This window comes from Streptomyces sp. NPDC127117, from assembly GCF_042677325.1.
Lineage (GTDB): Bacteria > Actinomycetota > Actinomycetes > Streptomycetales > Streptomycetaceae > Streptomyces.
This window is the reverse complement of record NZ_JBHXTM010000055.1, coordinates 1-16911: the sequence shown is the minus strand read 5'-3', so window position 1 is coordinate 16911 and position 16911 is coordinate 1. Positions and strand designations below refer to the sequence as shown.

The window sequence follows — 16911 nt, the reverse complement described above, 5'->3', positions numbered from 1 at the left end:
TGAGCTTCGGGCCGTATGAACCGGTGGTCAGGTCCAGGGCCGGCCCTCCGGCGGCCGCTCCCGGCTCTCCGGAGCCTCCGCCGCCTTCGCCGCCTCCTCTGGTTCCGGGGACGGCTCCGGGGCCGGAACCGGAGGCTGCGCAGAGTCCGGTCCCGACAGCTCTGCGGGGTTCGGTTCCCCTGGGGACGGGGGTGCGTATCGGAGAAGTTCGGTGAGGAGGCGTACGGCGCCGCGTTTGTGCAGGGGCTCGTTGCCGTTGCCGCACTTGGGGGACTGGACGCAGGACGGGCAGCCGGCCTCGCACTCGCAGGACGCGATCGCCCGGCGGGTCGCGGTCAGCCAGGCACGGGCGGTGTGGAAGGCCCGCTCGGCGAATCCGGCTCCGCCGGGGTGGCCGTCGTACACGAAGACCGTGGGCAGCAGGGTGTCCGGGTGCAGGGGCACGGAGACGCCACCGATGTCCCACCGGTCGCAGGTGGCGAAGAGCGGCAGCATCCCGATCGACGCGTGCTCGGCGGCGTGCAGGGCGCCGCCGAGGATCTCCGGGTTGATGCGGGCGGCGTCGAGCTGGTCCTCGGTGACCGTCCACCAGACGGCGCGGGTGCGCAGCGTGCGGGGCGGCAGGTCCAGTTTGGTCTCGCCGAGGACCTCGCCGGTGATCAGCCTTCGGCGCAGGAAGGAGACGACCTGGCTGGTGACCTCCACGGAGCCGTAGCAGAGCCGACCGTCACCCCAGGGGATCTCGGTGTCGGTCTCCAGGACGGCGATGGAGGTGGTGTCGCGGGCGGTGGTCGAGTACGGCGGGACGGCCTCCTCGACCAGGGCCACCGAATCCTCCAGGTCCAGTTTCCGGACCAGGTAGGTGCGGCCCTGATGGAGGTGGACGGCGCCCTCGTGGACGGCGGTGTGCGCGGCCGAGTCGTCGACGGTGCCCAGCAGCCGGCCGGTGCCCTCCTCGACGATCTGGACGGGGCGGCCGCCCTCGCCACGGATGTCGGTGAGATCGGCGGCGCGTTCGCGGCGGGTCCAGTGCCAGCCCGATGCCCGCTTGCGGAGCAGCTTCGCGGCCTCCAGCTGCGGCAGCAATTCCGCCACGGCCGGGCCGAACAGCTCCAGGTCGGGCTCGGTGAGGGGGAGCTCCGCGGCGGCGGCGCACAGATGGGGGGCGAGGACGTACGGATTGTCCGGATCGAGGACGGTGGACTCCACGGGCTGCTGGAACAGCGCCTCGGGATGGTGGACGAGGAAAGTGTCCAGCGGGTCGTCACGGGCCACCAGGATGGCCAGGGCGCCCTGGCCGGAGCGTCCGGCGCGGCCCGCCTGCTGCCACAGCGACGCCCTGGTGCCGGGGTAGCCGGCGATCACGACGGCATCCAGGCCGGAGACGTCGATGCCGAGTTCGAGGGCGGTGGTGGCGGCCAGTCCGAGCAGTTCCCCGGAGTGCAGGGCGCGCTCCAGGGCGCGGCGTTCCTCGGGGAGATAACCCCCGCGGTAGGCGGCGACCCGGGCCGGCAGGGAGCGGTCCACCTCGGCGAGGCGCTCCTTGGCGATGACGGAGATCAGCTCGGCGCCACGCCGGGAACGTACGAAGGCGACCGAGCGGACGCCCTGAACGGTGAGGTCGGTGAGGAGGTCGGCGGTCTCGGCGGTGGCGGTGCGGCGGACGGGGGCGCCCTTCTCGCCGTGCAGTTCGGTCAGGGGCGGCTCCCACAGGGCGAAGACCAGCTCGCCGCGGGGCGAGGAGTCGTCGGCGACCTCCTTGACCGGGAGACCGGTGAGGCGGCCGGCCGCGACGGAGGGTTCCGCCGCGGTGGCAGAGGCGAGGAGGAAGACCGGGTCGGCGCCGTAACGGACGCACAGGCGGCGGAGCCGGCGTACGACCTGGGCGACGTGGGAGCCGAAGACGCCGCGGTAGGTGTGGCACTCGTCGATGACGACGAAGCGCAGGGCGCGCAGGAAGGAGGACCAGCGGGGGTGGGACGGGAGTATCCCGCGGTGCAGCATGTCGGGGTTGGTCAGGACGTAGTTGGCGTACTGACGCACCCACTCGCGTTCCTCGACCGGGGTGTCACCGTCGTAGACCGCGGGCCTGATGGCGTTGCCGAGCGGTGCCGCGAGCTGCTTCACGGCACGCCTCTGGTCGGCTGCCAGGGCCTTGGTGGGCGCCAGGTACAGGGTGGTGGCGCCGCGGCCGTTCGGGGCCTCCGAGCCGTCGAGCAGGGCGCTGAGGACCGGGGCGAGGTAGGCGAGCGACTTGCCGGAGGCGGTGCCGGTGGCGATGACCACGGATTCGCCGTCCAGGGCGTGCTCGGCGGCGGCCGACTGGTGCGCCCACGGATGTTCGATTCCGGCTTTCTGGATCGCGGCGACAACTTCCGGCCGGATGCGATCGGGCCAGATGGCATGGGTTCCCGCACGCGGGGGCAAGTGCTCCGTATGAGTGATGCGCGCGGACCGGCCCGCCACTGCGGCGAGCCGGTCGAGGACCATGGCGGGAGAGTGGCTGGTGTCGCTGTTCCCGGGTGGTCGACTGGGGCGGTGATTCTTGGCCATCGGCATCGAGTGTGTCACTGGCGTGACGGACAATGGTCCCAAGGCGTCGTGCATGGCTGCTGGTAAGTGATTGAATGCCATCGCGGCTGGCGATCCGTTCCCTGGCTCCGCCGGGGAGACTGAGGGGCGACCGCTCGATAGCAAGGTGCTGGAGGATCCGTGGACCTGTCCTTGTCGACTCGCAATGTGTCCGGCCCTGGTGGCGACCGTACGGTCGTCGAGGTCGGTGGCGAGATTGATGTGTATACCGCGCCCAAGCTGCGCGAGCAGTTGGTCGAGTTGGTGAATGACGGCAGCTACCACCTGGTTGTCGACATGGAAGGCGTCGACTTCCTCGACTCCACCGGCCTCGGCGTGCTCGTGGGTGGCCTGAAGCGTGTCCGGGCTCATGAGGGCTCGCTGCGCCTGGTCTGCAACCAGGAGCGCATTCTCAAGATTTTCCGGATCACCGGTCTGACCAAGGTGTTCCCGATTCACACCACGGTCGACGAGGCCGTCGCGGCCACCGACTGACAGTCGGCCCGTGGCCGGTCGGATCGGCCCAGGGCCGGTACGGCACGCAGCCGGCGCACCGGCGGCCCGCCAGGCGGCCGGTGCGACGTAGGTGTGCCAGACGGCCGACTGCCGTGAGGCAGGCCGATCGTACGGTCGGGTGGTCGACCGGCCGACCGTGCCGTCGGCCGGGTGGCCGGATGGCTGGTCGAGGAGTCGGTTGGCCGGCGCGGGCCGTTCGGCGGTCGGTTCGGTGGTCCGTCGTTCGACGGGCTGTCGGCCGAGGCCGTTCATTCGGCTCGTTCCGCTCATTTGGCTCGTTCCGTTCGTTCGGCAGATTCCGTTCGTTCGGTTCGTCCGGCGATCGGTCGCTCGGTGATCGGGCCGCTCGCGAGCGGCCCGGCTGCCGGACGGGAGTCCGTCGGCCCGTCGGGGCCGATGGTTCTACGCCGGATCTGGAAAAAACAGCAGGGGCGCCGGGCAGCACGCCCGGGTTCCTGGGATGCACGCCCGTACGTCTGAGGGGGATCGCATGGCCACCGTTGAACTCCGCTTCAGCGCCCAGCCCGAACACGTCAGGACGGCCCGCCTCGTGGCGGCCGCCGTGGCGCGCCGGGCAGGGGTCGACGAAGCCGTGCTCGACGAGGTCAGACTCGCCGTCGGTGAAGCCTGCAGCCGTGCTGTCGGGCTGCACCGCAGTCATGGCATCACCGCACCGGTCTCCGTCGCCCTGATCGAGGAGGAGAAGTCCTTCTCCGTCGAGGTCGCCGACGAGGTGCCCGGCCCAGGGGCCGATCCCGCCCTCGGTGGACCCGCCGGGGCCTCCGCGACACGCGGCGCCACGCCCGGCTCGGGTCTGGATGAGCCGGATCATGAGAGCGACGCCGACGGCGAGGACGAGATGGGTCTCGCGGTCATCAGTGGCCTCGTCGATGATGTGGAAGTCAGATCGGGAGCCAAGGGCGGCGTGATCCGCATGAGCTGGCCGAAGACGCCTGTGACCGTGCTGCCGTGACGCTGCTTCCCTGAGCCGCCGCAGACGCCGCATGTCTCGTGGGCGGTCCGCCGCCTGATCCGCCACTCCGATCCACCCGCCCGTCCCGGTCGGACCTCTTCCCCGGTTCCCCGGCCCATTTCTTGATCCGTCTTTCGAGGCCCTGCTGAGCAGGGCCTTTTTTCATTTATGCGTGATCAATGATCTACGGAAAATGTGCCTGCCCCATTACTGCATTCGGGCCTGCCCGTGAGGGCGATCATTTATCGATCGACGGGTGAAGGTCAATTACATTTACGGCGCACTGTTTTGATCAGCTCCCGCTCCCTACAATCCGTCCACGTCTTGAGCGCTGAGCGTCAAGGAGGACGTATGGCGGAGTTCTTCAACACCCCACTGGCAGGACCCGCGCAAGATTCCGTATTTTCCGCGCCTTCCGGCCGGTCCACTTCTCTGGCGGCCGCGGTTCTCACCGATGACAACCGCGTCATCGTGATCGTCGTCGCGATCGTCGCCGTCGCTGCCCTGGTCGTCGCCAGACTGCTGGTGCGCCAGGTGCTGGCGGCCGGCGAGGGCACCGACCGTATGAAGGAGATCGCGGCCGCCGTCCAGGAAGGCGCGAATGCCTATCTGGCCCGGCAGTTGCGCACCGTCGGCATCTTCGCCGTCGTGGTCTTCTTCCTGCTTCTGCTGCTACCGGCCGACAACTGGTCGCAGCGCGCGGGCCGTTCGTTGTTCTTCCTGGTGGGTGCGCTTTTCTCGGCGGCCACCGGATACATCGGGATGCGGCTGGCCGTACGCAGCAATGTCCGTGTGGCTGCTGCTGCGCGTGAGGCGACTCCCGCGGAGGGCGAGCCGGAAAAAGATCTCACCGCCGTTTCGCACAAAGCGATGAAGATCGCTTTTCGTACCGGTGGCGTGGTCGGCATGATCACCGTGGGCCTCGGCCTGCTCGGTGCGTCCTGTGTCGTGCTCGTCTATGCCGCCGATGCCCCGAAGGTGCTGGAGGGCTTCGGCCTCGGGGCCGCGCTGATCGCCATGTTCATGAGGGTCGGCGGTGGCATCTTCACCAAGGCCGCGGACGTCGGCGCCGACCTCGTCGGCAAGGTCGAGCAGGGCATCCCGGAGGACGATCCGCGCAACGCCGCCACCATCGCCGACAACGTGGGCGACAACGTCGGTGACTGCGCCGGAATGGCCGCCGACCTCTTCGAGTCGTACGCCGTGACGCTCGTCGCCGCGCTCATCCTCGGCAAGGCCGCTTTCGGTGACGCCGGACTGGCCTTCCCGCTGATCGTTCCGGCGATCGGCGTGGTCACCGCGATGATCGGTATCTTCGCGGTCGCCCCGCGGCGCGCCGACCGCAGCGGAATGACCGCGATCAACCGCGGTTTCTTCATCTCCGCGGTGATCTCGCTGGTGCTGGTGGCCGTCGGCGTCTTCGTCTACCTGCCGTCCTCGTACGCGGATCTGGACGGGGTGACCGACAGCGCCATCACCTCGCACGGTGGCGACCCGCGGGTCTTCGCCCTGGTCGCCGTCGCCATCGGCATCGTGCTGGCCGCACTGATCCAGCAGCTGACCGGCTATTTCACCGAGACCGGCAGGCGCCCGGTCAAGGACATCGGCAAGTCGTCGCTGACCGGCCCGGCCACCGTCGTGCTCGCCGGTATCTCCCTCGGCCTGGAGTCCGCCGTCTACACCGCGCTGCTGATCGGCCTGGGCGTCTACGGGGCGTTCCTGCTCGGCGGTACGTCGATCATGCTGGCGCTCTTCGCGGTGGCCCTGGCGGGGACCGGGTTGCTCACCACCGTCGGCGTCATCGTCGCCATGGACACCTTCGGCCCGGTCTCGGACAACGCGCAGGGCATCGCCGAGATGTCCGGTGATGTCACGGGCGCCGGCGCGCAGGTCCTCACCGACCTGGACGCCGTCGGCAACACCACCAAGGCCATCACCAAGGGCATCGCCATCGCCACCGCGGTGCTGGCGGCGTCGGCGCTCTTCGGTTCGTACCGTGACGCGATCGCCACGGCGGTCGACGACGTGGGCGCCAAGGCCGGGGAGATGACGCTCAGTCTGGACATCTCGCAGCCCAACAACCTGGTGGGCCTGATCCTCGGCGCCGCGGTCGTCTTCCTCTTCTCCGGGCTGGCGATCAACGCGGTGTCACGGTCCGCCGGGGCCGTGGTCTACGAGGTGCGGCGGCAGTTCCGCGAGCACCCCGGGATCATGGATCACAGAGAGAAACCGGAGTACGGGCGCGTCGTCGACATCTGCACCAAGGACGCCCTGCGCGAGCTCGCCACGCCCGGTCTGCTGGCCGTCCTGGCGCCGATCGCCGTGGGTTTCACGCTCGGTGTCGGAGCGCTCGGCTCCTATCTCGCGGGTGCCATCGGGACCGGCACCCTGATGGCGGTCTTCCTCGCCAACTCCGGTGGCGCGTGGGACAACGCCAAGAAGCTCGTCGAGGACGGTCACTACGGCGGTAAGGGCAGCGAGGCCCATGCCGCGACCGTCATCGGCGACACGGTCGGCGACCCGTTCAAGGACACGGCAGGACCGGCGATCAACCCCCTGCTCAAGGTGATGAACCTGGTCGCCCTGATCATCGCTCCGGCGGTGGTGCAGTTCAGCTACGGGCAGGACGCGAGCGTCGGCGTGCGGGCACTGGTGGCGGCGCTCGCCGTCGGGGTCATCGTCGGCGCGGTCTATGTCTCCAAGCGGCGCGGGATCGCCGTGGGCGACGAGGAGCCCGGTGACGGGGACGGAGGCGGGGACAGGCCGGCCAAGTCATCGGGCCAGGCAGCCGTTTCGTGAACCGGCGGCCGGGGACGGGCGGCGGCACGTAGCCGGCTCCCGGCTCGATGGCCGGGCGGTGGCCGGTATCCGGCCTCGGCTCGATTGACGGGCGGTGGCGGGCATCCGGCCTGGGCTCAATGAACGGGCGGGCGACGCATTCTGATGTGTCGTCCGCCCGTTCGCATCTCCGCGCGGGTGCCCGTCAGAGGTCGGCCGGTACTCCGTTCGTGTGTTTGTTCGTGCGTGTGTTCCCGGACGGCGAGGGCTGCGTGGGTGAGTGGCATCTCCCTCATTTCCCTTGGTGCAAATGGCTGCAAAAGGTAGCTCATCGGACGCCCGGCACCCGGGCGGAGGGCGCTCGCCGTGTAAGTTCCGGGGCCGAGAGCCTTGGAAGGGACCGATCCGGTGAACAAGAAGCTTGCGGCCGCACTGTCCGGCGGCGCGGTACTGGTACTTACGCTGTCGGGCTGCAGCAGCGACGACAACAGCGACAAGGTGAACGACTGGGCGAAGAAGGTCTGCGACCAGGTCCAGCCCCAGCTCCAGAAGATCGCGAACGCCAACGCCGCCATCCAGCAGCAGACCGCGGACAACAGCAAGCCCGCCGATGTCCAGAAGACCGACTCGGCCGCCTTCCAGCAGATCTCGCAGGCGTACAAGGCACTGGGCACGGCGGTCGACTCCGCGGGTCCGCCGCCGGTCGACGGCGGCGAGGCCACGCACAAGGAGGCCGTGAAGGAGCTCAACGCCTCCTCCGCGGCGTACGGGAACCTGCAGAAGAAGGTCGACGCCCTGGAGACGAAGGACCAGGCGAAGTTCGCCGACGGTCTCAAGGGAATCGCGGACGAGCTGAACAAGATCAGCACCAGCGGTGACGAGGCGCTGAAGAAGCTTCAGTCCGGCGAGGTCGGCACCGCGATGGCGAAGCAGAAGGGCTGCCAGAAGCCGACGGCCTCGACGCAGCCGAAGGGCACCACGGAGCCTTCCACGGCACCGTCCGCCTCGCCCAGCAAGAAGGCGTGACCGGGCGGCAGCGGCAGCAGCAGCGGCTCCGGTGAGGAGTGGTTGCCATGACGCGCGGCCGTTGCGGCATGTGTCCATTGCGACATAGGGCTGCTGAAGCAAATGGCTGTTGTGACATGTGGCTGTTGTGACGCGTGGCCGTCGCGCCGGAGCGTCGGCCGTACCGGATGACGTGACGTACAGCGGCCCGGCCGCCCCGATGGGCGCCGGGCCGCTGCCGTTGTCGGTGGGAGCGGCCACAATGGGTGGGTGAGTACGACCAGCCTCCCCGTGCCCGACCGTTCGCCCCGGCTCCGCGAAGCCCTGCTCGCCGCCGCCTTCACCGCGGACGGGCTCCTCGACCTGCTCGGTGCGCCCGCCTACGCCGCGCTCGCCCGCAGCGAGACGGTCCCGGCGCTGCGGGCCACCCGGGGCGACGCCCCGCTCGACACGCTGGTGCGGCTCTTCCTGCTCCAGCAGCCGGTGCCGTACGAGCGGGCCGCCGCCGCGCTCCCGCTGGCCGAGTGCGTCGAGGACGGCTGGGTGACCCGGGTCGGCGACGAGGCGTGGGCCACGGTCGACGTGCGGCCGTACAGCGGGCCCGAGGGGCAGGACTGGTACATCGTCTCCGATCTGGGCTGCGCCGTCGGCGGCGCGGGCGGCATCGGTTCGCGCGAGGAGGGCGTGGTCCTGGGCGTCGGCGGGGCGTCCACCACGCTCGCCGGGATCACCGTCCGTACGCCCGTGGCTTCCGCGCTCGATGTCGGCACCGGCTCCGGCATCCAGGCGCTGCACGCCTCGCAGCACGCCTCCCGGGTCACGGCCACCGACCTCAACCCGCGTGCGCTGGACTTCACCCGGCTGACGCTTGCGCTGTCCGGAGTCGCCCCGGCCGAGCTGCGCCAGGGCTCGTTGTACGAACCGGTCGGCACCGAGACGTACGACCTGATCGTCTCCAACCCCCCGTTCGTCATCTCGCCCGGAGCCCGGCTCACCTACCGCGACGGCGGCATGGGCGGTGACGACCTGTGCCGGACCCTGGTGCAGCAGACGGGCGCCCGGCTGAACGAGGGCGGGTACGCCCACTTCCTCGCCAACTGGCAGCACGTCGAGGGCGAGGACTGGCAGAGCCGGCTGAGCTCCTGGGTTCCCTTCGGCTGCGACGCCTGGATCGTGCAGCGCGAGGTCCAGGACGTCACGCAGTACGCGGAGCTGTGGCTTCGCGACAGCGGCGACCACCGAACGGACCCCGCCGAGTACGCCGCGCGGTACGACGCCTGGCTGGACGAGTTCGAGGCCCGCAAGACCAAGGGCGTCGGCTTCGGCTGGATCACCCTGCGCAAGTCCGCCGCAGCCGCCGCGGGCAACCCGTCGGTCGTGATCGAGGAGTGGCCGCACGCGGTGGAGCAGCCGCTCGGACCGGCCGTCGAGGCCCACTTCGCCCGTCAGGACTACCTTCGCGAGCAGGACGACGCGGCGCTTCTGGCCGGGCACTTCACCCTGGCCGCCGAGGTGGTGCAGGAGCAGGTCGGCCTGCCCGGCGCGGAGGATCCGGAACACGTGGTGCTCCGTCAGAACCGGGGCATGCGGCGCGCGACGAAGGTCGACGCCGTGGGCGCCGGTTTCGCGGGGGTGTGCGACGGGACGCTGCCCGCAGGCCGGATCCTGGACGCGATCGCCCAGTTGATGAACGAGGACCCGGTGCTGCTGCGTGACCGGACGCCGCAGGCGATCCGGCTGCTGGTCGAGGAGGGCTTCCTGGAGCCGGTTCCTTCGGCGGGCTGATCGCCCGCCGGTCGCTCGCCGATTGCCCGCCCAACCCCCGGGGCTCCGTTCCCGTTCCGTTCGGGCACGTACCGCCGTACGTAAGGAGGGGCCCCGCGAGCAGCGGATTCGGGCCGGCCGTCGGCGGCGCGTCGTGAAGGGGGCGGATTCCGGATGGGACGCTGGACGGAAGCCGGGCGGAGCCTCGGCGGACCCCCGGTGGGACTCCGGCGGAACCCCGAGGTAACTCCCGGCGGCCCCAGCGAGGTTCCGGCGGAACCCCCTGGCAGAACCTCGGAGGAACCTCGGAGGAACCCCGGCTGGGCTCCGGGCGGCGCCACCGAGAAGCGGGCGAAACCGGCCATTCACCCGGGGTTCGCATGGTCGATGCCCTGGAGTGGCAGCCTCCCTCTGGCCGGACGGCACACGCTCCGGCCCGGGCAGGGACAGGGAGGCGTACGGCATGGAGAGCGGACCTGCGATCTTCGCCGGATCGGCATTCGGGCTGTTCGGCGCCGCGCTGCTGCTGTGGACGGGGGCGCGCGTGCTGCACCGCGCGCCGGTGGCGCATGGTGTGAGCCCCGTCGCCTCCGCCGCGCTCGCCACTGTGTTCGGCGTACTTTTTCTCGTCCTCGGCGTGTGGTGCTTCACCCGTATCTGATCCACCGCCCGCGGGCCCGGTCGGATCCCCCGTCCCATCGGCCCGGTCGGATCCCCCGTCCCGTCGGTCCGGCCCGATCCACCGCCACATCGGCCCGGCCGGGAAGCGGTGGCGCGGGGCGGACAGTGGCGGGGAACACGCCCGGACCGTACGCGGCCCGCCGCCGGCGTCCGCGACGCCGCCACGGCACCCGGAAAACCCGCAGGCAGTGACCGCGTACACGGCGGACCGGACGGTCCGGGCGGCAGGAATGGCGGAAGTCGGGTTACCGTTCGAGTGGCCGTTGCGGGCTTTTGCCGTTTGACACGGGGGCGGGTTGTACCGTCACACTCCGCAGCGACAGCACCTTCGGCAGCGTCATCGCGCTGCCCGGATGCCCACCGAGCGTCGACCGGAGAGAAGAGCGAAGTTGTCCCCGACCAGCGAGACCGCACAGGGCGGCCGCCGACTCGTCATCGTCGAGTCGCCTGCCAAGGCGAAGACGATCAAGGGCTACCTCGGCCCCGGATACGTCGTCGAGGCGAGCGTCGGGCACATCCGCGACCTGCCGAACGGCGCCGCAGAGGTTCCGGACGAGTACACCGGCGAGGTCCGTCGGCTCGGCGTGGACGTCGAGCATGACTTCCAGCCCGTCTATGTCGTCAACGCGGACAAGAAGGCGCAGGTCAGGAAGCTCAAGCAGCTGCTGGCCGAGTCCGACGAACTCTTCCTCGCCACCGATGAGGACCGCGAGGGCGAAGCCATCGCGTGGCACCTGCAGGAAGTCCTGAAGCCCAAGGTCCCGGTCCACCGGATGGTCTTCCACGAGATCACCAAGGACGCGATCCGGGCCGCCGTCGCCAACCCGCGCGAGCTCAACCAGCGCATGGTCGACGCCCAGGAGACCCGCCGTATCCTCGACCGCCTCTACGGCTACGAGGTCTCGCCGGTCCTGTGGAAGAAGGTCATGCCGCGCCTGTCGGCCGGCCGTGTCCAGTCCGTGGCGACCCGGCTCGTCGTCGAGCGGGAGCGCGAGCGCATCGCCTTCCGCTCCGCCGAATACTGGGACCTCACCGGCACCTTCTCCACCGGCCGCACCGGTGACGCCTCCGACCCGTCGAACCTCACCGCCCGCCTCAGCGCGGTCGACGGCCGGCGCATCGCCCAGGGCCGTGACTTCGGTCCGGACGGGCAGCTGAAGTCCGGCTCCGGCCAGGTGCTGCACCTGGACGAGACGAACGCCCGCGCCCTGGCCGCCGCGCTCGCCGACTCCTCGTTCGCCGTCCGGTCCGTCGAGTCGAAGCCGTACCGCCGCTCCCCGTACGCCCCCTTCCGTACGACGACCCTCCAGCAGGAGGCGAGCCGCAAGCTGGGCTTCGGGGCCAAGGCCACCATGCAGGTCGCGCAGAAGCTGTACGAGAACGGCTTCATCACCTATATGCGTACCGACTCCACGACCCTCTCGGACACCGCGGTCTCCGCGGCCCGGGCGCAGGTCACCCAGCTCTACGGCGCCGACTACCTGCCGGACAAGCCGCGCACGTACGCCGGGAAGGTCAAGAACGCGCAGGAGGCGCACGAGGCGATCCGCCCCTCCGGCGACCGCTTCCGCACCCCCGCCGAGACCGGCCTCACCGGCGACCAGTTCCGGCTCTACGAGCTGATCTGGAAGCGGACCGTCGCCTCCCAGATGAAGGACGCGGTCGGCAACTCGGTCACCGTCAAGATCGGCGGCCGGGCGAGCGACGGCCGGGACGCCGAGTTCTCCGCGTCCGGCAAGACGATCACCTTCCACGGCTTCATGAAGGCGTACGTCGAGGGCGCCGACGACCCGAACGCCGAGCTGGACGACCGCGAGCGGCGCCTCCCGCAGGTCGCCGAGGGCGACGCGCTGTCCGCCGAGGAGATCTCGGTCGACGGCCACGCCACCAAGCCGCCGGCCCGCTACACCGAGGCCTCGCTGGTCAAGGAGCTGGAAGAGCGCGAGATCGGCCGCCCGTCGACGTACGCGTCGATCATCGGCACGATCCTGGACCGCGGCTACGTCTTCAAGAAGGGCACGGCGCTCGTCCCGTCGTTCCTCTCCTTCGCCGTGGTCAACCTGCTGGAGAAGCACTTCGGCCGGCTCGTCGACTACGACTTCACCGCGAAGATGGAGGACGACCTCGACCGCATCGCGCGCGGTGAGGCCCAGTCCGTGCCGTGGCTCAAGCGGTTCTACTTCGGCGCGGGCGACGACACGGCCGGTGCGGGCGCGGCCTCCGACGCGGGCAACGGCGACGGCGATCACCTCGGCGGTCTGAAGGAGCTCGTCACCGACCTCGGTGCGATCGACGCCCGCGAGATCTCCTCGTTCCCCGTCGGCAACGACATCAAGCTCCGGGTCGGCCGCTACGGGCCGTACATCGAGCGCGGTGAGAAGGACGCCGAGGGCCACCAGCGCGCGGACGTGCCGGAGGACCTGGCGCCCGACGAGCTGTCCGTCGAATACGCGGAGGAGCTGCTGGCCAAGCCGAGCGGCGACTTCGAGCTCGGCGCGGACCCGGTCTCCGGAAACCAGATCATCGCCAAGGACGGGCGCTACGGCCCGTACGTCACCGAGGTGCTGCCCGAGGGCACCCCGAAGACCGGCAAGAACGCGGTGAAGCCGCGGACCGCCTCGCTCTTCAAGACCATGTCCCTGGACACGGTGACGCTGGCCGACGCGCTCAAGCTGATGTCGCTGCCGCGGGTCGTCGGCGAGGACGCCGAGGGCGTCGAGATCACCGCGCAGAACGGCCGCTACGGCCCGTATCTGAAGAAGGGCACGGACTCGCGTTCGCTCACCTCCGAGGACCAGCTCTTCGACATCACGCTCGAAGAGGCCCTCGCGATCTACGCCCAGCCCAAGCAGCGCGGCCGGGCAGCGGCCAAGCCGCCGCTGAAGGAGCTGGGCACGGACCCGGTGAGCGGGGCTCCGGTCGTGGTCAAGGACGGCCGCTTCGGCGCCTACGTCACCGACGGCGAGACCAACGCGACGCTGCGGACCGCCGACAGCGTCGAGGACATCACGCCGGAGCGCGGCTACGAGCTGCTCGCCGAGAAGCGTGCCAAGGGCCCCGCCAAGAAGAAGACGGCGAAGAAGGCCCCGGCCAAGAAGGCCACCGCGAAGAAGACGGCTGCCAAGAAGACCACGGCGACCGCCAAGAAGACCGCGGCGAAGAAGACGACGACCGCGAAGAAGACCACGACCGCCGCCAAGAAGGCGACGGCTGCGAAGAAGACGGCGACCGCGGCGTCCGCGGAGGACTGACCGTACGCGTCGACCGTAGGCGTCGAGTACGCCGGAGGGGGCCGGGCATTCCGGCCCCCTCCGGCGTTCGCGCGTACCTGGGTGTACGTGGGCGAGTGGCGGCGGGCGGTGGCTCGTGGCCGGGGCCCCGGTGGAGGGCAGGGTAGCGCCGGGAGGGGTCGGGCGCCCATATGTTCGGACGGGGCCTCCGAGGACCCCACCGCTCCGGATAGGCTGGGCGGATGACGCGAGCCGAGCAGCCAACGGTCGTGAGCCCCACCTCCGACACACTTGCCGCAGACTCACGCGAGCGCGCCGTACGAGCCCTGTTGCGTGTTCCCCCGCTGAAGCGGTTGTGGAGCGCACAGCTCGTCGGCAGTACCGGCGATGCACTCGCCCTTCTCGTGCTGGTGCTGATGTCGCTGCAAGCGGCGGTCCTGGAGGGCTCATTCGGAGCCGGGTACCGAGGTGCGGCGTTTGCCGTCGCCGCGGTGTTCGGTGCCCGGATCCTTGCCACCCTGCTCTTCGGAGCCGTACTCCTGGGGCCGCTGACGACGCTCACCGCGCCCGGCGGGCCGCTGGACCGGCGGTGGCTGATGATCGGGACGGACGGACTGCGGCTCGCGCTGCTGGTCGTCGCGCCCCTGTGGATCGACTGGATGCCCGACAAGGCACTCATGATGATCCTGATCACCGTCTTCGTCACCGGCGCGGCCGAACGCCTGTGGACGGTCGCCAAGGACGGCGCCGCCCCCGCGCTGCTGCCCGCCCCGCCCCCCGAGGGCGCCGCGGTGCGCCCGCTGCCCGACCACCTCGACGCACTGCGCCGGCTCTCCGTCCGTACCGACTTCGCCGCGATCCCGGTCGCGGCGGCCGCCCTGCTGATCGCCACCCTCGTCGGCAACCTGCTGGGCTCGGGCCTGGAGTGGTTCTCGATCCACCAGGCCGCCCTCGGTTCGTACATCGCGGCCGGGCTCTTCTCGGCGTCGATCTCCACCCTGTACTTCCTGGAACTTCCCGGTACGCAGACCCCGCGCCCGCGCTCGCCGCTGGAGGGCCTGCGGCGGCCGTCGGCCGGCGGCGGACCCGACAAGGGCCGCACCGGGGCCGTCCCGCTGGTCGTCGGCGCATCGGCCGCGGTCGCCGGGGCCATCGCCGCGGCCGCCGCCGTCTCGGTGCTGCACGCCGCCGACCTGGGCGGCGGACCGGCCACCTTCGCGCTGCTGATCCTCGCCCTGACCGGCGCCACCGGGGTCGGCATCCGGACCGCGGGGAAGGTGCTGCCCACCCTGTCGCGGCGCCGGCTGCTCGCACTGGCCACCGCCGTCACCGGCCTCGCGCTGCTCGCCATGGGCCTGGTGCCGGACACGGCGACCGTGCTGATGATCGCGGTGCTGGCCGGATACGCCGCGGGCGTCGCCGCCAGCACCGGTCATGCCCTGGTCGACCAGGAGACCGAGGAGTTCCGCCGGGCCAGGACCACCGAGCACCTCCAGGCCGTCGTACGGGTACTCATCGCGCTCGGCGCGCTCGCGGGCCCGCTGCTGGCCGCCGCGATCGGCGCCCACCGGCTGGGCTCGGGCGACTTCGTCTTCGAGCACGGCGGCGCGGCCTTCGCCCTGATGCTGATCGGCGCGCTGCTGCTGCCGGTCGCCGTGATCGTCCTCGCCAAGACGGACGACCGCTCCGGAGTCCCGCTGCGCCGCGATCTGCGCGAGGCGCTGCGCGGTGGCGACCCGGCGGTCGCCCCGGCCGCGACCGGTTTCTTCATCGCCCTGGAGGGCGGTGACGGCGCGGGCAAGTCCACCCAGGTCGAGGCGCTCGCCGACTGGATCCGCGCCAAGGGCCACGAGGTCGTCGTCACCCGCGAGCCGGGCGCGACACCGGTCGGCAAGCGGCTGCGCTCGATCCTGCTCGACGTCTCGTCGGCCGGACTGTCCAACCGGGCCGAGGCGCTGCTGTACGCCGCCGACCGCGCCGAGCACGTCGACTCGGTCGTACGTCCGGCGCTGGAGCGCGGCGCGATCGTCATCTCCGACCGCTACATCGACTCGTCCGTCGCCTACCAGGGCGCGGGCCGCGATCTCTCCCCGACCGAGATCGCCCGGATCTCGCGCTGGGCGACGAGCGGGCTCGTACCGCATCTGACGGTGCTGCTGGACGTCGATCCGGAGACCGCGCGGGAACGGTTCACCGAGGCTCCCGACCGGCTGGAGTCCGAGCCGCCGGAGTTCCACGCCCGGGTGCGGTCCGGCTTCCTGACGCTGGCCGCCGCCGACCCGACCCGCTACCTGGTCGTGGACGCGGGCCAGGACCCGGAGTCGATCACCACGGTCGTACGTCACCGGCTCGACCAGCTCCTGCCGCTCTCCGAGGCCGAGATCAAGGCCCAGGAGGAGGCGCGCAAGGCCGCCGAGGAGGAGGCCAGGCGCAAGGCCGAGGAAGAGGCGGCCCGCAAGGCCGAGGAGGAGCGGCTGGAGCGCGAGCGGCAGGAACAGCTCGCCAAGCTCCGTGCCGAGGAGGAGGAGCGCAAGGCCCGCGAGCTGGAGGAAGCGCGCCGGCGCGAGGCCGAACGCCAGGCGGAGGAGGCCCGGCAGCGGGCCGAGGAAGCCCGCCGCGTGGCCGAGGAGGAGCGGGTCCGGCGGGAGGCCGAGGAGGCGGCCCGCGAGGCCGAGCAGGCCAGGCTGCGCAGGCAGGCCGAGGAGGAGGCGCGGCTGCGCAAGGAGGCCGAGGCCCTGCGGCTGGAGAAGCAGCGCAAGGCCGAGGAGGCGCTGCTGCGCGCCGAGGAGGCCCGTCGGCGCGCGGAGGCCGAGGCCGCCGCGGCGGCGGAGAAGGCCCGCGCGGAGGCCGCCGCGGCGGCGTCCGTGCCGGAGAACGAGATCACGGTGCCGACGCCGATCGTCGATCCGAACGACGTGACGCAGCAGGTACCCGCGCCGGACGGCTCGTCCTCGTCCTCGCCCTCCTCCGACGAGGCCGAGACGGCGATGATCCCCAAGATCCACGACCGTCCGGGCGGCTCCGGCCGGTCCGGCGGCTCCGGTGCGGCGGGTGCCGCCGACGAGACGACGGTGCTGCCTCCGGTACGGGACACGGATCCGGCGGACCGGATTCCGCGGGGCATGTTCCGCGACGAGCGCCCGGCGGGCTCCGCTCCGGAGAGCGAGAACGAGCGCACCCGCGAGCTTCCGCAGGTCGGCGGCTGGGAGGGCCAGGGGCACCAGCGCCAGGAGCGCTCCGGCCGGCGGCCCCGTCCCGACTGGGCCGAGGAGACCCCGCTGGACGATCTGCCGACGCTGGCGGACGAGCTGCTGGGTGACCACGGCGACCAGCAGGACGACGGGGGCCCGGGCCGTTCGGGCCGGGGACGCCGCCCGCGCCGCTGATCCGTGC

At 71.2% G+C, this 16911-nt stretch carries 9 protein-coding genes; 8 read left to right on the top strand and 1 reads right to left on the bottom strand.

Going from position 1 to position 16911, the window contains the following annotated elements; genetic code table 11:
* Positions 1-27 precede the first annotated feature (27 nt).
* On the bottom strand, positions 28-2634 hold the full coding sequence (locus ACFVH0_RS33375) for a DEAD/DEAH box helicase (RefSeq protein ID WP_385826378.1): 2607 nt from the start codon (positions 2632-2634) through the stop codon (positions 28-30).
* Positions 2635-2712: 78 nt separating this feature from the next.
* Between ACFVH0_RS33375 and ACFVH0_RS33370 the strand changes: the two genes are divergently transcribed.
* The 8 genes from ACFVH0_RS33370 to tmk all read left to right on the top strand — a co-directional run bounded on the left by ACFVH0_RS33370 (position 2713) and on the right by tmk (position 16904).
* Complete coding sequence (locus ACFVH0_RS33370) at positions 2713-3066, top strand: STAS domain-containing protein (protein ID WP_003967428.1); 354 nt, start codon at positions 2713-2715, stop codon at positions 3064-3066.
* 511 nt (positions 3067-3577) lie between these two features.
* Complete coding sequence (locus ACFVH0_RS33365; protein ID WP_385826377.1) at positions 3578-4060, top strand: ATP-binding protein; 483 nt, start codon at positions 3578-3580, stop codon at positions 4058-4060.
* A gap of 351 nt (positions 4061-4411) precedes the next feature.
* Positions 4412-6859, top strand: a complete 2448-nt coding sequence (locus ACFVH0_RS33360) for a sodium-translocating pyrophosphatase (RefSeq protein WP_385826375.1) — start codon at positions 4412-4414, stop codon at positions 6857-6859.
* Positions 6860-7246: 387 nt separating this feature from the next.
* Positions 7247-7864, top strand: coding sequence for a small secreted protein (locus tag ACFVH0_RS33355; RefSeq protein ID WP_385826373.1), 618 nt, complete (start codon positions 7247-7249; stop codon positions 7862-7864).
* Positions 7865-8113: 249 nt separating this feature from the next.
* Positions 8114-9628, top strand: a complete 1515-nt coding sequence (locus ACFVH0_RS33350; protein WP_385826372.1) for a methyltransferase — start codon at positions 8114-8116, stop codon at positions 9626-9628.
* Between the two features lie 442 nt (positions 9629-10070).
* On the top strand, positions 10071-10268 hold the full coding sequence (locus ACFVH0_RS33345; RefSeq protein WP_385826370.1) for a hypothetical protein: 198 nt from the start codon (positions 10071-10073) through the stop codon (positions 10266-10268).
* A 409-nt stretch (positions 10269-10677) separates the two neighbouring features.
* Positions 10678-13539, top strand: coding sequence for a type I DNA topoisomerase (topA, locus tag ACFVH0_RS33340; protein ID WP_385826369.1), 2862 nt, complete (start codon positions 10678-10680; stop codon positions 13537-13539).
* Positions 13540-13760: 221 nt separating this feature from the next.
* The gene (gene tmk / locus ACFVH0_RS33335) at positions 13761-16904 is read left to right on the top strand and encodes a dTMP kinase (protein ID WP_385826367.1); all 3144 of its coding nucleotides are present in this window, start codon (positions 13761-13763) and stop codon (positions 16902-16904) included.
* Positions 16905-16911: the final 7 nt, after the last annotated feature.

Coding starts and splice junctions, on each gene's coding strand:
- ACFVH0_RS33375 (WP_385826378.1), bottom strand. CDS start 2,634: ATGGCATTCAATCACTTACCAGCAGCCATGCACGACGCCTTGGGACCA.
- ACFVH0_RS33360 (WP_385826375.1), top strand. CDS start 4,412: ATGGCGGAGTTCTTCAACACCCCACTGGCAGGACCCGCGCAAGATTCC.
- ACFVH0_RS33365 (WP_385826377.1), top strand. CDS start 3,578: ATGGCCACCGTTGAACTCCGCTTCAGCGCCCAGCCCGAACACGTCAGG.
- tmk (WP_385826367.1), top strand. CDS start 13,761: ATGACGCGAGCCGAGCAGCCAACGGTCGTGAGCCCCACCTCCGACACA.
- ACFVH0_RS33345 (WP_385826370.1), top strand. CDS start 10,071: ATGGAGAGCGGACCTGCGATCTTCGCCGGATCGGCATTCGGGCTGTTC.